Below are 17,616 nucleotides of genomic sequence, written 5' to 3'. Positions count from 1 at the left end.
TCACGCGGCGATTGAAACATTTTAAGACTTGAAAAAGACCTTAAAAGCCCACAGGTTTCACTTAAGTTACACTCAATAAAATGCTGATAAAATAGCCGTTAAGAAATTAACCTTTGTTAATATTGATGAACTTTTTCAATAAGGTGCGTGTCCGAATGGTTACCTAGGCAAATAGCCGGTAACGATACAGATTCGATCTGGTGCGGACACAACTCACGACGCATTACATCCAGATCCTTGATCCCTTATTTGGAGTTATGAATAGATGAAAACGAAACTATCTGTACTTTCAGCCGCAATGTTAGCCGCAACTCTGACAATGATGCCCGCTGTCTCACAGGCCGCTATTCCGCAATCTGTTGAGGGTCAATCCATTCCAAGTCTTGCGCCTATGCTAGAGCGCACGACCCCCGCCGTGGTTTCAGTCGCGGTTTCTGGCACACACGTGTCTAAACAACGTGTACCCGATGTGTTCCGTTATTTCTTCGGCCCCAATGCACCACAAGAACAAGTGCAAGAGCGTCCTTTTAGAGGTTTAGGCTCAGGCGTGATTATCGACGCAGATAAAGGCTATATCGTCACCAACAACCATGTGATCGATGGTGCCGATGATATCCAAGTCGGCCTGCACGATGGCCGTGAAGTTAAAGCCAAGCTGATTGGTACCGATTCAGAGTCCGACATTGCCTTGCTGCAAATCGAAGCGAAAAATCTAGTCGCAATCAAAACCTCAGATTCTGATGAACTGCGCGTGGGTGACTTTGCCGTCGCCATCGGTAACCCCTTTGGTTTAGGCCAAACCGTCACCTCTGGGATAGTCAGCGCCCTAGGTCGCAGCGGCTTAGGCATTGAAATGCTTGAAAACTTTATCCAAACCGATGCGGCGATTAACAGCGGTAACTCGGGTGGCGCGCTGGTTAACCTTAAAGGTGAGCTGATTGGTATTAACACCGCGATCGTAGCCCCAGGCGGTGGTAACGTGGGTATCGGTTTTGCGATCCCCGCCAATATGGTGAAAAACCTTGTGGCACAGATTGCCGAGCACGGTGAAGTTCGCCGTGGCGTACTGGGAATTTCGGGTCGCGACCTAGATAGCCAGCTCGCCCAAGGCTTTGGCTTAGACACCCAGCACGGTGGTTTTGTGAATGAAGTCACCGCGGGCAGCGCCGCTGAAAAAGCCGGCATCAAGGCAGGTGATATTATCGTCAGTGTCGACGGCCGTGCGATTAAATCGTTCCAAGAGCTGCGGGCAAAAGTCGCGACTATGGGCGCGGGTGCCAAAGTTGAACTGGGACTTATCCGCGATGGCGATAAGAAAACCGTGAATGTCACCCTAGGTGAAGCAAGCCAAACCACTGAAAAAGCTGCGGGCGCTGTACACCCCATGCTACAAGGTGCCTCGCTAGAAAACGCTTCGAAAGGGGTGGAAATTACTGAGGTGGCCCAGGGCTCACCTGCGGCAATGAGCGGCTTACAAAAAGGCGATGTGATTGTCGGCATTAACCGTTCGGCGGTGAAAGATCTGAAATCACTCAAGGAGCAGCTCAAAGATCAAGAAGGCGCAGTCGCCCTGAAGATCCTCCGTGGTAAGAGCTTATTGTACTTAGTGCTGCGTTAATCGGTACGCCGCTCTGATCTTTATCCCATTATCAGATGCGGATCAGCATAGGGAACGCGGGTTCCCTATGCTTTAACTTGTTAAACATGTTAATCTAACTCACCTTTTTCAATACTTAGCCTGCCATGACAATAAAAGAAACCCTGTTATATCTCGGTAAAGCCGTACTCTTCGGCCTTATCATGGCGGCCATGTTTTTGTTAGTTACACACTACTTCGACAATAAAAATCTCGGCAGCTCGTTACTGCAAAACCGTGGTAATAATACGGTCGAACTCTCCTTTGCTAAGGCCGTACGCCGCGCCGCCCCTGCCGTAGTCAATATTTATAGCTTAAGTATCGATCAGAGCCGTCCGCTGAACTCTGGCTCCCTCCAAGGCCTAGGCTCTGGGGTGATCATGAGTAAAGAAGGCTATATTCTCACGAATTATCATGTGATTAAAAAAGCCGATGAAATTGTGGTGGCCCTGCAGGATGGCCGCAAATTCACCTCGGAAGTCGTAGGTTTTGATCCCGAAACCGATCTTTCAGTGCTTAAGATCGAAGGCGATAATCTTCCTACTGTGCCCGTCAATCTCGACAGCCCACCGCAGGTTGGCGATGTGGTATTAGCCATCGGTAACCCTTATAACCTCGGCCAAACCATTACCCAAGGTATTATCAGCGCCACGGGTCGTAATGGCTTAAGTTCTGGTTATTTAGACTTTTTACAGACAGATGCTGCAATTAACGCCGGTAACTCGGGTGGCGCCTTAATCGACACTAACGGCAGCCTGATTGGTATCAACACCGCCGCCTTCCAAGTGGGCGGCGAAGGTGGCGGCCACGGGATTAACTTCGCGATCCCGATAAAATTGGCCCACAGCATTATGGGTAAACTGATTAAAAATGGTCGGGTGATCCGTGGTGCCTTAGGGATCTCAGGTGAACCGATTAACCCTGTCGTAGCGCAAATCCTCAACCTGCCCGATTTACGTGGCGTATTGGTCACTGGTGTCGATCCTAATGGCCCAGCGGCACGGGCACAGCTACAGCCAAGGGATGTGATCATCAAATACGATGGCGAGGATGTACCTGGGGTCGAAATGCTGATGGATAGAATTGCCGAAACCACGCCCGGCAAGAAAATCATGATGACGGTTATCCGCCAAGGCAAAGAGCAAGTACTGCCCGTGATTATCGATGAGAAAGTCGTCGTCGATAATTAAGCTCAATAGCTGACCTTGTTAACCTCAGAATGAGGCATGTATAAAACCTCATTCTGAGTCATCGTCCAAATCACCTATTACCTCACCCATCAATTAGCAAAGCTATTTATCTTGCACTGTGATTTTTCACTGACTTTGCTCAAACAGTGAGTATCTGTTGCTGCGGCTATAGTTATCGCTTTTAGAGGTTTGGTCTCTTGATAAAACAAGTGGCATAACCACTCGCAAGTAACTTACCTTCACTGTTTCGAATCGTGCCTTCGGCAATACCCAGCGAGCGAGAAATATGTGTCACTTTCGCTTCAGCAATAAGCTGCTCATTCATGGGAACTGGTCTCATCATTTTAACGGCTAAATCCACAGTCCCGTAGCTAATACCGGCTTCTAGCAGGCTATGTACAGCACATCCGGTGACAGAATCCAATATCGTTGCAGCAAACCCTCCGTGTACCCCTCCCATAGGATTACAATGTTGCTCTGTTGCACGGCAACCCAATACAACCGCTCCAGGGCTTACTTGAAGATTAAACATACCCATAGTGTCAAAAATCGTTGGAGGTGGTATGTAGCCGTTGATGATTGCGCTTAAATGCTCCAATCCGCTGAGATGAGAGATATTCAATTTTTATCCTTTAAATTATTTATGTTTAGTAAATTAACGAGTAACAGTACGAAGCGAATTTTTATAAAGCAGCAAAATGTAACCGATCAATATGCATCCCATTATTGCTTCTAAAGCGATAAACAAATGAATTTTGACGGCAATACTTTCTAGCGGAGCGAACTTGTAGTGTCCAAGCGTAAGCATGTTGCATGCCCCGTAATCGATAAGAAGCAGTGCGCCTATATTATGGTGCCCTTTTTTAATCGCGTAGAATCCTAACGGCGCCAGAGGTGTCATAACAAACCAAAAGAGGTCAACAAGCTTAGGATTTAACCAGTTTGGCTCAGGGTAATGGGCGAAAAAGAGGATGTTGTCGACATAATGTAAAACACTACTCAAGAACGTAGCGATCAGTATCCATTTAAGGGGAATTAACCAAGGTCTCGATGTACTCATATGGCTTTATTTTCCTTATTAATCGCCGTGAACCAATCTAAACTTGCTTGCCATAATGGAATCGCGTTTTTACGAAAGTACCCCATATGCCCAATCTTGCCCCCTAAGAGCTTTGGTGATAAATCAAGACGAGTTAATGGCGCATTACTGTAGTGCTGAATAAAAGCATCTCGCGATTCAGGCATAGCCCAAAGATCATCTAGCGCATTGGCTGCAACCATAGGGGTCTGTACCGATTGGAAGAGTTTTTCAATTCCATCCATGGTGGGATCATCAAAAAAGTAATGACGAAAACGACACCAGTACCGCCATTGTTTAAACACGTTTTTGGGCAGATCTTCGCCCATTCCTAATAGGTTCCAAGCGCAGTATCCCTTCCACCACGTTAGGATCGGCAGAACGATATTCCACATCGTTAATACTTTAGCTTGTTCAAACAAGGGCATATAACCATGCCAACCCGCGCCTGTACCAAATATATAAGCACCTGTGACTTTTTGATGATTTGGCAGTAAACCAAATGCATGACCACCATAGGAATGGCCAACAATAAAGAGTGGGGCGTCATCTTTACTCATAAACTGAACCGCGGCAGCAAGATCTTGTTTACCCCAGTCGAGAAGGTTCATTTCAAAACCCTCTAGCGTTTCAGGTTTGGATTGCCCTATTCCTCGGTAATCAAAGGTTAATGTTTCAAATCCTTGTTCACTTGCAAATTGAGCAAAGCGGCGATAAAACGCCTGCGGCACACCAGTCGCCCCCGCAACAATGACTCGACCTTGAATAGCTTTTTCTGTGCAATACAGCTGACCACGGAGTAAATAACGATCTTCCGTGTAAAACGATGTTGAGATCATAGTGCTCACTAATTATAACGAGTGTCTTAATGTATTTTTGATGCTAGCCTATAACAACTGTTATAACAAGTGGGATTTTCATGGGCACAATCTCTAATGAGGGTCGTCAGCGGGTCATTGAAGCTGCCGCAATAATGCTTGCTTCAAGCGGTTTACGAGCCATAAGCATTCGTGAAGTGGTCAAGTTTTCAGGAACCCCGCTTGGTTCCGCGTATCACAACTTCCCCGGTGGAAAACAGCAGATAATTACTGAAGCTATTATTTGGGCAGGCGCTCAAGCATCCGCACAACTCAGTGCTTGTCTTGATAAAGATCGAAACAACGGCATTAATTTGTTTTTATCACTGTGGCGCCAACGTCTTGTTGGTTCACAATATCGTCATGGCTGTCCGATTGTTGCAGCTGCGATAGAACTGCCAGAAGAGGATGAAGCTTCAGAAATAAAAGCGGCAGTGGCACGAGTATTCAGTGATTGGCAATCATTATTAGCTCAACACATTGAGTCTTTAGGTCACACAAAGACCTCAGCCAATGCCATAGCACTTAGCATTATTGCCTGCATTGAAGGCGCGGTTGTGATGTGTCGGGGATACCAAAGCATTGAACCCTTTGATGCTATTTTGGAATGTATCCCTAAATTAGTTGAGAAGACGCTCTAACTGACTCTTATTATTCCCTTTCTTTTTAGCTGAATGAATACAATAAAAAACCAGCACTAGGCTGGTTTTTTATTTGGAGCGAATCCTAAGCAAATGTTATTGCACACGCTCTACATGCGCGCCCAATCCTTGGAACTTCTGCTCGATATGCTCATAACCGCGATCTAGGTGATAGATGCGATCGACGATGGTTTTACCATCGGCAACTAAGCCTGCGATCACTAAACTTGCCGAAGCACGTAAATCGGTCGCCATCACCTGCGCACCACTCAAAGACTCAATGCCTTGAATAATGCAGGTATTGCCTTCAAGCTCCATGTTCGCGCCCATACGGATAAGTTCTGGCACGTGCATAAAGCGGTTTTCGAAGATGGTTTCGGTAATGGTCGCCGTGCCCTGGGCTAATACGTTGAGCACGCAGAACTGCGCCTGCATATCGGTTGGAAAGCCTGGGTATGGCGCGGTCTTGATATTTACCGCTTTCGGACGTTTGCCTTCCATATCGAGCTCAATCCAATCTTCACCTGTGGTGATCTTGGCGCCCGCATCTTCAAGTTTCGCGATAACAGACTCTAACGAAGCTGGATCGGCCTTTAAGCAACGGATACGACCACGGGTCACAGCGGCGGCAACAAGGAAGGAACCGGTTTCGATACGGTCAGGCATCACGCGGTACTCACAGCCCTGTAGACGCTCAACGCCTTGAATACGCAGTGTGGCACTGCCAACACCGGTGATCTTCGCGCCCATGGCAATCAAACAGTTCGCCAAGTCGATCACTTCTGGTTCACGGGCCGCGTTTTCAATCACGGTTTCGCCATCGGCAAGTGCCGCGGCCATCAATAGGTTTTCGGTCGCGCCCACGCTCACCATGTCCATAAAAATATGGGCGCCCTTTAAGCGACCATCGACACGGGCCTTGATATAACCTTCTTTCACTTCAATCTTGGCGCCCATCATTTCGAGGCCATGCAAGTGTAAGTTCACCGGACGAGCACCAATGGCACAGCCACCGGGTAATGACACGTCTGCGGTGCCATACCGCGCTAATAACGGGCCAAGGATCAGAATCGAGGCACGCATGGTCTTAACTAAATCGTAAGGTGCGCAGAACTCGTTAAGGTTCTTGGTCGAAATACGGATTTGACCATTGCCTAATTCATCCACATCGGCGCCTAGGCAGCGCAGCAATTTGCAGCTGGTGCTCACATCGCGCAAATTGGGGACATTCGACACAATAAAATCAGTCTCGGCTAACACGCCTGCCATTAGAATCGGCAGCGCAGCGTTTTTAGCGCCGGAAATAATCACATCACCAGCAAGCGGAGGGCTTGCTTGAATCGCTAATTTATCCACTTTTCCTCACTACTAGCTGTTGAAAATTTTCTCGCGTTTCCATTGAGTCGGCGTGAAAGTTTTAATCGTTAATGCATGTAACTCACCGCTGGCGATATAGCTCATCAGGGGTGCATAAATGGCTTGTTGTTGCTTCACACGGCTCATGCCGTCAAAACATTCACCGACCGCGATCACTTTGTAGTGGCTGCCATCGGAGCTGGCGTGCACTTCATCGAGTGCTAACGCGTCACGTAAAATCTGTTCTATTAAGCTGCATTCCATGAAATTCGTTACCTTTTCAATTCGCTTCTTCGGTGAAGAAGGACTGTAAATCATATAAATCGATTAATTTTTTTAGCTGATCCGATGCTGAGCACAACTGCAATGGTGTACCATGCTGACGCACTAACGCCAGCAAAAATGCCACGCCAGCACTGTCGCTGTACTCCAGCTCAGTGAGCGACAACGTTTGGGTATCTTGGCTTAACAGGCTCTGCCTTTCCGACCAAAGTGCGACCACTTGCTCCTGTGATAAACGCCCTTTGAGGTGGCAAATTTTACCCTGTTGCACAAATTCAACCACGGCGATTACTTCCCTGCTTTAGACTGTTTAGTCACTTTGTCTTTGGTGCGCTCTTCCAGCATCTTGATCACGGCATCAATCCCCTGTTGGCGGATAAGATTCGAGATTTCAGATTGCTTAGAGGACAGTAAACTCACGCCTTCGGCAACTAAGTCAAACGCCTTCCAAGAGTCATCCTTAAGGCGACGCACTTTAAACAACAGCTTAATCGGCGGACGACCCGCTTCGATAATCTGTACGTTGACATCGACAATCTTCTCATTGCTGAAATCACTACCGGGAGAAAACTCTACTTTTTGGTTAGTGTATTCGGTAAACGCTTGGGCATAGGTTGAGACTAGGTAGCCTTCGAAGGCATCGACGAAGCGATTACGCTGATCTTCGGTCGACTCTTTTAAATACTGGCCTAACACTTTGTAAGAGGCGTATTTATAGTCGATATAAGGCATCAACTCTTCGCGCACGATCACTTTTAAATGATCCGCATCGGCGTCGATCAAGGCTTTATCTTGATGAAAGCGGTCGAAGGTTTTGTTGGCAACGGATTTCACCATGTCGTACGGATCCATAGTGTTAATCGGTGCATCATCCGCCAGTGCGGTCGTTGCGGTAAATATCCATACTAACGGCAGTAAAAAGCGCGATAAGCGTTTAAACATAGCGGTAACCCCTATTTATCCTTTGAACCCATACTATATAAGAACTGACCAATCAGATCTTCTAACACTAATGCGGAGCGAGTATCGTCAATCTTGTCGCCATCTTTAAGCATACTCACATCGTCATCGACAAAGCCCGGTGTTAATCCGAGGAACTGCTCACCGAGTAAACCTGAAGTTAAAATAGCTAAGCTACTGGTTTCAGGGAACTTATCGAAACGCTTGTCCATCACAATCGTCACCACAGCCACCAGTTTGACTGGGTCTAAATCAATCTTACTCACGCGGCCAACCACTACGCCGCCGACCTTGACCGGAGAGCGTACCTTTAAGCCACCGATATTGGTGAAGTTGGCAGTGAGGGTATAGCTGCTGTCGCTGGTCTGCACTTCGATATTGGCGACTTTAAACACCAACACCAAAAAGGCCGCTAAGCCCGTTAAGAGAAACATACCCACTAATAATTCAATTTTTCGTGTCAACATGCTCAGTTACCACTCTGTTAATCCGTCTATCTGTATCCTTGGCGCTGCAATCCGTTAGCGGCCAAACATCAGGGCTGTTAGTAAAAAGTCCAACGCCAGTACGGCGAGGCTCGATTGCACCACGGTTGAGGTGGTTGCACGGCTGATCCCTTCAGGATTCGGCACCACTTGATAGCCGCGATATAAGGCAATCCAAGTCACCACCACGGCAAACACGCCGCTCTTAATCAGGCAGTTCACTATGTCTTGGCGCCATTCGACCGAGGCTTGCAGAATCGACCAGAAGGCCCCGCCATCGATGCCTTTCCATTCCACCCCCACTAAATGGCCGCCATAAATGCCTACCGCAGTAAACATCAGCGCCAATAACGGCATGCTGATCACCCCCGCCCAAAAGCGTGGCGCAATGATTTGCCTGAGCGGGTCAATCGCCATCATCTCTAAGCTGGATAACTGCTCGGTACTCTTCATCAGACCGATTTCGGCGGTCAGCGCCGAGCCTGCGCGGCCGGCAAATAATAATGCAGTGACCACAGGACCGAGTTCACGCAGTAAGCTTAAGGCCACCATGGGGCCTAAGCTCTCCTCAGTGCCGAAACCGACTAAGATGTTGTAGCCCTGCAGCGCCAACACCATGCCGATAAACAGGCCCGAGACCACAATAATGACCATAGATTGTACGCCGACCACATAGATTTGGCGCACTAATAATGGAAAACCTTTACGCACCCGAGGCCAGCGAAAAATCGCGCCCCAGAGCATCAGGCCCGCACGGCCAAAACCGAGCACTAACTCGATAGCGCTGCGGCCGAGATCGGCAATACTGTCGAATAACTTCACTTGCCAGCTCCTTTAGCCATTAATTCTTGCTGATAATCCTTCGCCGGATAGTGGAAAGGCACTGGGCCGTCGGGCGCGCCTTGAATAAACTGTTTGAGCTGCGGATTATCCGCATGCTTTAACTCTTCAGGCGTGCCATGGGCGATCACTCTTTTATCGGCCACCACATACACATAATCTGCAATTCCGAGCACTTCATCCACATCGTGGGACACCACAATCGAGGTCAGATTCAACGCATCGGAGAGTTCGCGGATAAGTTTCACCAGCACGCCCATGGAAATCGGGTCTTGTCCGGCAAAAGGCTCATCGTACATCACCATTTCAGGCTCAAGGGCGATCGCCCGAGCAAGGGCGGCACGGCGCTGCATCCCACCGGATAACTCACTTGGCATCATCTGCGCGGCGCCACGCAGACCAACTGCTTCAAGCTTCATCAATACGATTGAGCGAATAATCTCTTCGGGTAAACCCGAATGCTCACGCAGTGCAAAGGCGACGTTATCGAAGACGTTGATATCGGTGAATAAGGCGCCACTTTGAAACAACATGCTCATGCGCTTACGCAGCTCGAACAATTGGCTACGACTCGCGGCATGCACATCCTGACCATCGAACAACACTTGGCCGCTATCGGGCGTTAATTGGCCACCGATAAGCTTAAGCAAAGTGGTTTTACCTATACCACTGGGGCCCATAATGGCGGTGACTTTGCCCCGAGGGATAGACAGGCTAATATCTTCATATATGACACGCTGGCCACGGCTGAAGCCCAAATGACGGATCTCAACCAACGGCGTTTGTTCTTGAGTCATGCTTGATTCCGATATTTGAAAAGAGGTGGCCTACGCTTCCTGCCCAGACCAATCGAAGAGCCGCAAATTGTACGTAATTGCGCTTTAACCTACAACAGAATCGACACTATCGTCCTGCGATACTTTCAATTTGCCTCATTTCCAGCGAGAATGCGCCCTAAGTTTTCGCTCAGTGAAGCTAAAGTGTTACTTAATGTTTTCACCCTTGTTGATAAATCAGCAAGTTTGTTTAGTTAAGGCTAATAAGATAAGCGAAATCACACTGAACTAGGCAAGACAACTTAACTCAAAAGCCATATTGAATGTCAAACTGGTTATCATGGCGACCATAGCCATATAAAGTGGCAGCGCTAAAACAACCAAGACGATGATTTTGCTCAAGGCATTCAATCGCTAAACAGGTTATCCTGCCCTATTGCCGCCAACCCTATAGGCAAGGGCAGAACAATAAAATGCTACTCCGAGTAAGAAGCCGTTAATTTTATCATCTTTATCGCGTACCAAATTGTGCTATTCCAATCCCAGAACGGGGCGACAAAGACAATGCAAGAAGAGAGATAGACATGGTAGACCAATCACAATTGCGCCAGTGGGGCTGTAAAGTCATCGATATTGAAAAATCGGCCCTCGACAATCTTTATCAATATGTCGATTCCGTTGAATTTGCCCAAGCCTGCGAGTTAATTCTCAACTGCACCGGCAAAGTGATAGTGATGGGGATGGGGAAATCAGGCCACATTGGCAATAAAATCTCGGCCACCCTCGCCAGCACAGGCACCCCAGCGTTTTTTGTCCACCCCGGCGAAGCGAGCCATGGTGATCTAGGCGTGCTCTCGGACAATGATGTGATTCTTGCGATTTCAAACTCGGGCGAGTCGAGCGAAATCCTCGCGCTGATGCCGGTCATCCAGCGTAAAGCCATCCCTGTGATTGCCATGACAGGCAAGCCAGAATCCACCATGGCGCGTCTATCTAAAATTCATTTATGTATTGAGGTGCCAGAGGAAGCCTGTCCGCTTGGGCTGGCGCCAACTTCAAGCACCACAGCAACCTTAGTCATGGGTGATGCCATCGCCATTGCGCTGCTGCAAGCCAAAGGCTTTACCCGGGAAGATTTCGCCATGTCCCATCCGGGCGGCGCCTTAGGTCGTAAGCTGCTGCTTAAAGTCAGCAACGTGATGCACAGCGGCGATGATTTACCTTTGGTTAAACACGATATCTGCATCACCGATGCTCTGTATGAGATCTCCAAGAAAGGCCTTGGCATGACGGCGGTTATCGATGAACAAAACAAACTCGTGGGTATCTTTACCGACGGCGACCTGCGCCGGGTTATCGATGCCCAAGTCAACCTTCGCACCACGCCTATCGCCGATGTGATGACGCGAAACTGTGTCACAATTACTGAAAACGTTTTAGCGGCGCAGGCGCTGCAAGTGATGGATTCCAAAAATATCAACGGCCTGATAGTGATAGATAAAGAACATCATCCTGTCGGTGCTCTCAATATGCTCGATATGGTTAAAGCGGGAGTGATTTAATGCCACAGCAAGGTTTTTACGGCCCCATCAGCGACGATGTTTGGCAAAGGGCGCAAAAAATTAAACTGCTGATCTGCGATGTGGACGGGGTGTTTTCCGACGGCCGCATTTATTTGAGCAACTCAGGGGAAGAGCTCAAAGCCTTCCACACCCGCGATGGTTATGGCGTGCGCTCGTTACTGACCAGTGGTTTTAATCTGGCGGTTATCACTGGCCGTCAGTCTAAAATTGTCGAAAACCGCATGACGGCGCTGGGTGTGACCCATATTTATCAGGGCGTGGATAATAAATTCGTTCCCTATGAAGAGCTGCTGTCGCTCTACAATGTCACCCCAGAAGAAGTCGCCTATATCGGTGATGATATTGTCGACCTGCCGGTGATGAATGTGGTCGGCTTGGCTGTCTGTGTCGCCGATGGTCACCCCTATGTCCGTCAACATGCCCATTTTGTGACTCACTTAAATGGTGGGCATGGCGCACTCAGGGAACTCACGGATCTGCTCTTATTGAGCCAAAACAAGTTCACTTCCGCCCATGGGATGAGCATATGAGTCGTGTGACCCTCGCCATTATCGCCTTTTTTGGTACTGCGCTGGTGCTATATTGGCAAGTGCAGCAAAAACGCGGTGGCGATACGGATGACAGCTTGAACGTCAGTGACAGACCCGATTACATTATCGAAGATCTGCGCAGTATTGAGTTTAATGAACAAGGGCAAGTTAACAGTCGCGTCACGGCAAAGCACATGGAACACTATGAGCTGAAAAACCAAACCGACTTTACTGAGCCCGTCTATCTTGTCTATCCCGACCAAGGTAAAGCAAAATGGCAGATCCGAGCCGACCAAGGTCGACTCAACAAAGATACCGGCAAGGTTGTATTAGAAAATAATGTTATTATCGATGCCATCAGCCCTGGTGAACCCATACAGACATTGTCCACCAGTTTTTTAGAACTCGATCTCAACACTATGATAATGACCTCTGACCGCATCATTTACGTCACAGGGAAAGATTTTAATATTCAAGGGCAAGGCCTTTATGCCGACCTTAACGCGCAGGAAGTGCAATTGACCAGTCAGGTAGTAGGAACCTATGAAGCAAAATAACATATTACTTGCCGGCCTAATGCTAATCACCAGCATGAGTGCCTTCGCCAAGGTCGGTGACTTACAGCAAGAAGTGAAAATTAAAGCCGTTAGCCAAACTGCGGACATTAAAAACAATCAGATCATTTTCTTCGGTCCGGTTGAAGTCACCCAAGGCTCGATTAAAATCCATGCAGATCAACTACGTGCATTTTCTGCCGAAGGGGAAAACAGCAAGATTTTAGTGGCAACGGGTAACCCTGCGACTTACAGCCAAATTCTCGACGATGGACGCCCAGCTTCGGCTAGCGCCAAAGAAATTCGCTACGAAATGGCGACCCGCACCCTGACCTTAACAGGCTCAGCGACCCTAGACCAAGCGGGTAGCCAAGTGACGGGTAACCTCATCCGTTACGATATTATTCAGCAAAAACTGATCGCTGAGAGCACAGGTAGCGGCGATGATCGCGTGATTACCATTATTCAACCTGACAACTATCAGGAAGAACTCAAGAATCAGCCTGCGGACAAACCTGTGAAAAAACAGGATTCTAAATGACCCAAATCACCTTAAAAGCACAGAATCTCGCTAAGAGTTATAAGAGTCGTCAGGTTGTGAAAGATGTCAGCCTGACGGTCAAAACGGGTCAAGTCGTCGGCCTGCTCGGCCCAAACGGTGCGGGTAAAACCACCACCTTTTACATGGTCGTGGGCTTAGTCAAAAGCGATAAAGGCCATATCTTTATCGACGATGATGATTTAACCGCCGATCCCATGCACCTGCGCGCCCGCAAAGGCATTGGTTACCTGCCACAGGAAGCCAGTATCTTTCGCAAGCTGACAGTGCACGACAATATCATGGCGGTACTGCAAACCCGTAAAGAGCTCAATCGCGACCAACGCGAAGAAGAGCTGGAACATCTGCTCGAAGAGTTCCATATCACCCATATTCGCGATAGCCAAGGCATGTCGTTATCGGGCGGTGAACGTCGCCGCGTCGAAATTGCCCGCGCCTTAGCGGCCAATCCTAAGTTTATTCTGCTCGATGAACCCTTCGCCGGTGTCGACCCGATTTCGGTTATCGATATCAAGAAAATCATCGAACAACTCAAGAGCCGAGGCCTTGGGGTACTGATCACAGACCACAATGTGCGCGAGACTTTAGACGTCTGTGAACATGCCTACATTGTCAGTCACGGAAACCTGATTGCCGAAGGAACTCCCGCAGAGATCTTAGACAATCAGCAAGTTAGGGCTGTGTACTTAGGTGAACAATTCAGGCTATAGTTACTTAAACAGAGCCAATTAGCCTTGAATTTTGGCTTAGTAAGCGCCATCAATATGATAACAAGCGGCCTAAATTCAAAATAATAACGTAGGGATCAGCGGTAACATGAAAGCGTCACTCCAGCTCAAACTGGGTCAACAGTTAACCATGACGCCACAACTTCAACAGGCCATTCGTCTGTTGCAATTGTCGTCATTGGAACTGCAGCAAGAGATCCAGCAAGCCTTAGACTCTAATCCTCTTCTCGAGCTGGAAGAGGAGCAATTCGACGCGCCTACCGAACGTAAGCAAGATATCGCCGATACCGACTTTAGCGAAACGACAGCTCAGCCACAGGAACAAGATAATTCCACCGTAGACATTGCCGAGTCGCTGACCAAAGAATCCCTGCCCGAAGAACTCCCCATGGACACCACTTGGGATGAAGTCTTTACCGCATCGCCAAACTCAGGTTCTGGCGCTAGCCGTGAAGATGACATGCCCTTCCAAGGGGAAACCAGTGAAGGCCTGTACGAACATTTAGAATGGCAAAAAAACCTCACGCCCTTCTCTGAAACCGATTTAGCCATCGCCACCGCGATTATTGATGCCATTGACGATCAAGGTTATCTCACTCAAAGTACTGAAGATATCCTCGAGGCCATGGGCAATCCCGAGATAGAACTGGATGAAGTCGAAGCCGTACTCAAGCGCATTCAACACTTCGATCCCGTCGGTGTCGCCGCAAGGGATTTAAGCGAATGTCTGCTTATCCAACTCTCCCATTTTTCGCCAGATACCCCACACCTCGAAAACGCCCGTATGTTGATCAAAGATCATTTAGATCTGATCGCTGCCCGCGACTTTAGGTTGTTGATGCGTAAAACCAAGCTTAAGGAAGATGATCTGCGCGAGAGCATTGCCCTCATCCAAACCTTAAACCCTCGCCCCGGTTTGCTCATCACCCCTGTCGATGAAGAATATGTCATCCCCGATGTGTCGGTGTCGAAGAAAAATGGTCGCTGGGTGGTCGAGTTAAACCCGGACTGCATGCCAAAAATCAATGTAAATCAGCAATATGCAGCCATGGCGCGCAGCACCAAAAGCCAAGCCGATAGCCAATTTATCCGCGGGCATCTGCAAGAAGCCAAGTGGTTTATTAAAAGCCTTGAAAGCCGTAACGAAACACTGCTCAAGGTGGCAAACTGCATAGTGCAATACCAACAGGGTTTCTTCGAATACGGTGAAGAAGCCATGAAACCTATGGTCCTAAACGATATCGCCGAGGCGGTAGAGATGCATGAGTCCACCATTTCACGGGTGACCACACAAAAATACATGCATACCCCAAAGGGACTTTTTGAACTAAAATATTTCTTCTCAAGCCACGTCGGGACTGATGATGGCGGTGAGTGCTCATCCACGGCAATCAGAGCCTTCATTAAGAAACTGGTTGCAGCGGAAAACCAGAAAAAACCATTAAGCGACAGCAAGATGGCGCAGCTTCTGGCAGAACAGGGAATTAACGTTGCGCGCAGAACCATTGCGAAGTACCGAGAGGCGATGCTTATTCCCCCTTCCAATCAGCGTAAAAGTTTATAGCCTAAAGTGGAAATCGGAGGACGTTTATATGCAAATAAACCTGAGTGGACACCATATCGAGATTACTGAATCGTTACGGGCTTATGTTGAGGAAAAGTTTTCAAAACTTGAACGTCATTTCGAACAGATCAATAATGTGCACGTTGTGCTCAATGTTGAGAAAATGCAACAAATTGCCGAAGCGAGAATCAACCTCACCGGTGGTGAAGTCTTCGCGACTTCAGAGCATGCAGATATGTATGCTGCCATAGACGTCCTGATCGACAAGCTTGATCGTCAGGTTATTAAACACAAAGAGAAGTTAACAAAACACTAGCAATGGAACTTCGTACCATACTGCGGCCGGAATGCACGACCTGCGCCACTCCGGGCAGTAAGAAAAAGGTACTGGAACTTATCAGCGACTTAGCCGCTGCCCAGTACCCCACCCTCTCATCTCAAGAGATCTTCGAAAGCCTAGTGGCGCGCGAAAAGATGGGGAGCACAGGTATAGGTAACGGCATCGCCATTCCACATGGTCGATTAACCGATATAACACAACCCATAGCCATATTGGTGAAATGTGAGGAGCCGATAGCCTTTGATGCTATCGATAAACAACCTGTCGACATTTTATTTGCGCTGCTGGTGCCTGCTGACCAATGTCAACAGCACTTAAGCACTTTGTCCTGCATGGCTGAAAAGCTCAGCGACAAGCAAATATTGAAGCAATTGCGCAAGACGCATGATGAAACGGAACTCTATCAGGTAATCACTGGATGAAACTGGTCATAGTGTCAGGGCGCTCAGGCTCAGGCAAATCGGTCGCACTGAGAGTGCTTGAAGATCTCGGCTACTATTGTGTCGATAATCTTCCTTTGCCGCTGATTGGCAGCTTACTCGAACAGCTCAAGGGCAGTAACGATCTCGTCGCCATCAGCGTCGACGTGCGTAACCTGCCGGAGCAAGACAAGGTACTCGTCAAACAGCTCGCCAGCCTGCCAGAGGGCACTGAACTTACCAGCTTCTTCTTAAATTCCAGCGATAAAGTACTGTTAAAGCGCTACAGCGAGACTCGGCGCTTACATCCCTTATCTAAGAGCCGAGTATCACTACAAGAAGCTATTAAGCTTGAAGGCAAATTGCTCGAGCCCCTGTCACAGCAGATGGATCACTACATAGATACCTCGAATCTGAATATCTATGAACTCAGCGACCAAGTACGGCAAATCCTGCTTGGCAGTGTCGATAAGGAACTGGTGATCAACTTCGAGTCCTTCGGTTTTAAGCATGGTATGCCAACCGAAGCCGACTTTATGTTCGATGTGCGCTTTTTACCCAATCCCCATTGGGAGCCTGAGTTGCGCCCCCTCACCGGCTTAGATGAACCTGTGGCAGAGTTTTTAAATCGCCAGCCACTGGTTAATAAGTTCATCTGGCAAATTGAGAATTTACTCGAGACTTGGTTACCCCACTTAGAGCGTAATAACCGCAGCTATCTGACCATCGCCATCGGCTGTACCGGCGGTCAACACAGATCGGTTTACGTGGCCGAGCAACTGGCTAAACGCTTTAGCAACGGCAAACACAAAGTGAATGCCCGCCACCGAGAGTTAAGTCATGCCAAAGCTTGAGCGCCAAGTCACCATCTGCAATAAACTAGGCTTACATGCCCGCGCCGCCACTAAGCTCGTGGTGCTTGCGTCTGAGTTTGATGCCAGCATTACGCTGATCCAAGGTGAGAAACAGGCCTCTGCCGCCAGTGTTTTAGGGCTCCTTATGCTAGAAACTGGCATGGGTAAAACCATTACCCTGATAGCCGAAGGCCCTGATGCCGAGCCCGCGCTCAATGCCATTTGCGCGCTTATCGACGCTAAGTTCGACGAAGCCTGCTAATAGCCCCGACATCTCACCTCGATGCTCCCTGCCGTTATTCAGTACCCTGTTTGGTTTTGATTTCAGCACCTTATACCAGTAAAACACATTTGTGACTCGACGCCCTCCCGTGCGCTCAATTA

General features: G+C 48.4%; 23 protein-coding genes. 13 read left to right on the top strand and 10 right to left on the bottom strand.

Going from position 1 to position 17,616, the window contains the following annotated elements; all coding sequences use genetic code 11:
- Positions 1–265 precede the first annotated feature (265 nt).
- Together degQ and degS are read left to right on the top strand one after the other, a co-directional pair.
- Entirely contained in the window at positions 266–1,618 is a 1,353-nt protein-coding gene (degQ, locus tag K0H60_RS03770; protein ID WP_011624007.1) for a Do family serine endopeptidase DegQ, read from the top strand.
- 125 nt (positions 1,619–1,743) lie between these two features.
- Positions 1,744–2,826, top strand: a complete 1,083-nt coding sequence (gene degS, locus K0H60_RS03765; RefSeq protein ID WP_011625166.1) for an outer membrane-stress sensor serine endopeptidase DegS — start codon at positions 1,744–1,746, stop codon at positions 2,824–2,826.
- 181 nt (positions 2,827–3,007) lie between these two features.
- Here the strand turns inward: degS and K0H60_RS03760 are convergent, their stop codons facing one another.
- From K0H60_RS03760 to K0H60_RS03750, 3 genes are read right to left on the bottom strand one after another with little or no spacing between them, the layout of a single operon-like run.
- The gene (locus K0H60_RS03760) at positions 3,008–3,448 is read right to left on the bottom strand and encodes a PaaI family thioesterase (protein ID WP_220057321.1); all 441 of its coding nucleotides are present in this window, start codon (positions 3,446–3,448) and stop codon (positions 3,008–3,010) included.
- 33 nt (positions 3,449–3,481) lie between these two features.
- Positions 3,482–3,886 carry a hypothetical protein gene (locus K0H60_RS03755; protein WP_220057320.1) on the bottom strand — a complete coding sequence of 135 codons (405 nt, stop codon included), beginning with the start codon at positions 3,884–3,886 and terminating at the stop codon, positions 3,482–3,484.
- Positions 3,883–4,743: an alpha/beta hydrolase family protein gene (locus K0H60_RS03750; protein WP_220057319.1), complete on the bottom strand. Its 861-nt coding sequence runs from the start codon at positions 4,741–4,743 to the stop codon at positions 3,883–3,885. Before K0H60_RS03750 ends, K0H60_RS03755 begins: the two co-directional genes overlap by 4 nt.
- Positions 4,744–4,823: 80 nt before the next feature.
- Between K0H60_RS03750 and K0H60_RS03745 the strand changes: the two genes are divergently transcribed.
- Positions 4,824–5,402 carry a TetR/AcrR family transcriptional regulator gene (locus K0H60_RS03745; RefSeq protein ID WP_220057318.1) on the top strand — a complete coding sequence of 193 codons (579 nt, stop codon included), beginning with the start codon at positions 4,824–4,826 and terminating at the stop codon, positions 5,400–5,402.
- A gap of 96 nt (positions 5,403–5,498) precedes the next feature.
- Here K0H60_RS03745 and murA read toward each other — a convergent pair whose 3' ends face one another.
- From murA to mlaF, 7 genes are read right to left on the bottom strand one after another with little or no spacing between them, the layout of a single operon-like run.
- Positions 5,499–6,758 (bottom strand): UDP-N-acetylglucosamine 1-carboxyvinyltransferase, encoded by a 1,260-nt coding sequence (gene murA / locus K0H60_RS03740; protein ID WP_011621482.1) that lies wholly within the window; start codon positions 6,756–6,758, stop codon positions 5,499–5,501.
- 12 nt (positions 6,759–6,770) lie between these two features.
- The gene (locus tag K0H60_RS03735; RefSeq protein ID WP_011621481.1) at positions 6,771–7,022 is read right to left on the bottom strand and encodes a BolA family protein; all 252 of its coding nucleotides are present in this window, start codon (positions 7,020–7,022) and stop codon (positions 6,771–6,773) included.
- 16 nt (positions 7,023–7,038) lie between these two features.
- Complete coding sequence (locus K0H60_RS03730) at positions 7,039–7,323, bottom strand: STAS domain-containing protein (protein WP_220057317.1); 285 nt, start codon at positions 7,321–7,323, stop codon at positions 7,039–7,041.
- A gap of 5 nt (positions 7,324–7,328) precedes the next feature.
- Positions 7,329–7,982 carry an MlaC/ttg2D family ABC transporter substrate-binding protein gene (locus K0H60_RS03725; RefSeq protein ID WP_220057316.1) on the bottom strand — a complete coding sequence of 218 codons (654 nt, stop codon included), beginning with the start codon at positions 7,980–7,982 and terminating at the stop codon, positions 7,329–7,331.
- 11 nt (positions 7,983–7,993) lie between these two features.
- The gene (gene mlaD / locus K0H60_RS03720; protein WP_011715852.1) at positions 7,994–8,467 is read right to left on the bottom strand and encodes an outer membrane lipid asymmetry maintenance protein MlaD; all 474 of its coding nucleotides are present in this window, start codon (positions 8,465–8,467) and stop codon (positions 7,994–7,996) included.
- A gap of 54 nt (positions 8,468–8,521) precedes the next feature.
- On the bottom strand, positions 8,522–9,307 hold the full coding sequence (gene mlaE, locus K0H60_RS03715) for a lipid asymmetry maintenance ABC transporter permease subunit MlaE (protein WP_023268675.1): 786 nt from the start codon (positions 9,305–9,307) through the stop codon (positions 8,522–8,524).
- Positions 9,304–10,122 (bottom strand): phospholipid ABC transporter ATP-binding protein MlaF, encoded by an 819-nt coding sequence (gene mlaF, locus K0H60_RS03710; RefSeq protein ID WP_011715850.1) that lies wholly within the window; start codon positions 10,120–10,122, stop codon positions 9,304–9,306. Before mlaF ends, mlaE begins: the two co-directional genes overlap by 4 nt.
- Positions 10,123–10,685: 563 nt before the next feature.
- On the opposite strand from mlaF, the gene K0H60_RS03705 reads away from it, so the two are divergent.
- The 10 genes from K0H60_RS03705 to K0H60_RS03660 all read left to right on the top strand — a co-directional run bounded on the left by K0H60_RS03705 (position 10,686) and on the right by K0H60_RS03660 (position 17,494).
- Positions 10,686–11,663: a KpsF/GutQ family sugar-phosphate isomerase gene (locus K0H60_RS03705; protein WP_011715849.1), complete on the top strand. Its 978-nt coding sequence runs from the start codon at positions 10,686–10,688 to the stop codon at positions 11,661–11,663.
- Entirely contained in the window at positions 11,663–12,214 is a 552-nt protein-coding gene (kdsC, locus tag K0H60_RS03700; protein ID WP_023268678.1) for a 3-deoxy-manno-octulosonate-8-phosphatase KdsC, read from the top strand. The genes K0H60_RS03705 and kdsC overlap by 1 nt, the downstream gene beginning before the upstream one ends.
- Positions 12,211–12,771: an LPS export ABC transporter periplasmic protein LptC gene (lptC, locus tag K0H60_RS03695; protein ID WP_011715847.1), complete on the top strand. Its 561-nt coding sequence runs from the start codon at positions 12,211–12,213 to the stop codon at positions 12,769–12,771. Before kdsC ends, lptC begins: the two co-directional genes overlap by 4 nt.
- Complete coding sequence (gene lptA / locus K0H60_RS03690; protein WP_220057315.1) at positions 12,758–13,309, top strand: lipopolysaccharide transport periplasmic protein LptA; 552 nt, start codon at positions 12,758–12,760, stop codon at positions 13,307–13,309. Before lptC ends, lptA begins: the two co-directional genes overlap by 14 nt.
- Positions 13,306–14,037 carry an LPS export ABC transporter ATP-binding protein gene (gene lptB, locus K0H60_RS03685; RefSeq protein WP_011621471.1) on the top strand — a complete coding sequence of 244 codons (732 nt, stop codon included), beginning with the start codon at positions 13,306–13,308 and terminating at the stop codon, positions 14,035–14,037. The genes lptA and lptB overlap by 4 nt, the downstream gene beginning before the upstream one ends.
- A 106-nt stretch (positions 14,038–14,143) precedes the next feature.
- The gene (locus K0H60_RS03680) at positions 14,144–15,619 is read left to right on the top strand and encodes an RNA polymerase factor sigma-54 (RefSeq protein ID WP_220057314.1); all 1,476 of its coding nucleotides are present in this window, start codon (positions 14,144–14,146) and stop codon (positions 15,617–15,619) included.
- A 28-nt stretch (positions 15,620–15,647) separates the two neighbouring features.
- Entirely contained in the window at positions 15,648–15,935 is a 288-nt protein-coding gene (gene hpf / locus K0H60_RS03675; RefSeq protein WP_007650503.1) for a ribosome hibernation promoting factor, read from the top strand.
- A 2-nt stretch (positions 15,936–15,937) separates the two neighbouring features.
- Positions 15,938–16,381 (top strand): PTS IIA-like nitrogen regulatory protein PtsN, encoded by a 444-nt coding sequence (gene ptsN, locus K0H60_RS03670; protein WP_011621469.1) that lies wholly within the window; start codon positions 15,938–15,940, stop codon positions 16,379–16,381.
- On the top strand, positions 16,378–17,232 hold the full coding sequence (rapZ, locus tag K0H60_RS03665) for an RNase adapter RapZ (protein WP_011073702.1): 855 nt from the start codon (positions 16,378–16,380) through the stop codon (positions 17,230–17,232). Before ptsN ends, rapZ begins: the two co-directional genes overlap by 4 nt.
- Complete coding sequence (locus K0H60_RS03660) at positions 17,219–17,494, top strand: HPr family phosphocarrier protein (protein WP_011627201.1); 276 nt, start codon at positions 17,219–17,221, stop codon at positions 17,492–17,494. Before rapZ ends, K0H60_RS03660 begins: the two co-directional genes overlap by 14 nt.
- The last annotated feature ends 122 nt before the right edge of the window (positions 17,495–17,616 follow it).

The sequence above is a fragment of the Shewanella mangrovisoli genome (assembly GCF_019457635.1).
GTDB lineage: Bacteria > Pseudomonadota > Gammaproteobacteria > Enterobacterales > Shewanellaceae > Shewanella > Shewanella mangrovisoli.
This window is presented reverse-complemented; position numbering and strand designations above follow the sequence as displayed.

Coding starts and splice junctions, on each gene's coding strand:
- K0H60_RS03755 (WP_220057320.1), bottom strand. CDS start 3,886: ATGAGTACATCGAGACCTTGGTTAATTCCCCTTAAATGGATACTGATC.
- lptC (WP_011715847.1), top strand. CDS start 12,211: ATGAGTCGTGTGACCCTCGCCATTATCGCCTTTTTTGGTACTGCGCTG.
- K0H60_RS03660 (WP_011627201.1), top strand. CDS start 17,219: ATGCCAAAGCTTGAGCGCCAAGTCACCATCTGCAATAAACTAGGCTTA.
- mlaF (WP_011715850.1), bottom strand. CDS start 10,122: ATGACTCAAGAACAAACGCCGTTGGTTGAGATCCGTCATTTGGGCTTC.
- ptsN (WP_011621469.1), top strand. CDS start 15,938: ATGGAACTTCGTACCATACTGCGGCCGGAATGCACGACCTGCGCCACT.
- K0H60_RS03745 (WP_220057318.1), top strand. CDS start 4,824: ATGGGCACAATCTCTAATGAGGGTCGTCAGCGGGTCATTGAAGCTGCC.
- K0H60_RS03705 (WP_011715849.1), top strand. CDS start 10,686: ATGGTAGACCAATCACAATTGCGCCAGTGGGGCTGTAAAGTCATCGAT.
- degQ (WP_011624007.1), top strand. CDS start 266: ATGAAAACGAAACTATCTGTACTTTCAGCCGCAATGTTAGCCGCAACT.
- rapZ (WP_011073702.1), top strand. CDS start 16,378: ATGAAACTGGTCATAGTGTCAGGGCGCTCAGGCTCAGGCAAATCGGTC.
- K0H60_RS03725 (WP_220057316.1), bottom strand. CDS start 7,982: ATGTTTAAACGCTTATCGCGCTTTTTACTGCCGTTAGTATGGATATTT.
- K0H60_RS03735 (WP_011621481.1), bottom strand. CDS start 7,022: ATGGAATGCAGCTTAATAGAACAGATTTTACGTGACGCGTTAGCACTC.
- lptB (WP_011621471.1), top strand. CDS start 13,306: ATGACCCAAATCACCTTAAAAGCACAGAATCTCGCTAAGAGTTATAAG.
- K0H60_RS03680 (WP_220057314.1), top strand. CDS start 14,144: ATGAAAGCGTCACTCCAGCTCAAACTGGGTCAACAGTTAACCATGACG.
- lptA (WP_220057315.1), top strand. CDS start 12,758: ATGAAGCAAAATAACATATTACTTGCCGGCCTAATGCTAATCACCAGC.
- K0H60_RS03750 (WP_220057319.1), bottom strand. CDS start 4,743: ATGATCTCAACATCGTTTTACACGGAAGATCGTTATTTACTCCGTGGT.
- hpf (WP_007650503.1), top strand. CDS start 15,648: ATGCAAATAAACCTGAGTGGACACCATATCGAGATTACTGAATCGTTA.
- kdsC (WP_023268678.1), top strand. CDS start 11,663: ATGCCACAGCAAGGTTTTTACGGCCCCATCAGCGACGATGTTTGGCAA.
- degS (WP_011625166.1), top strand. CDS start 1,744: ATGACAATAAAAGAAACCCTGTTATATCTCGGTAAAGCCGTACTCTTC.
- mlaD (WP_011715852.1), bottom strand. CDS start 8,467: ATGTTGACACGAAAAATTGAATTATTAGTGGGTATGTTTCTCTTAACG.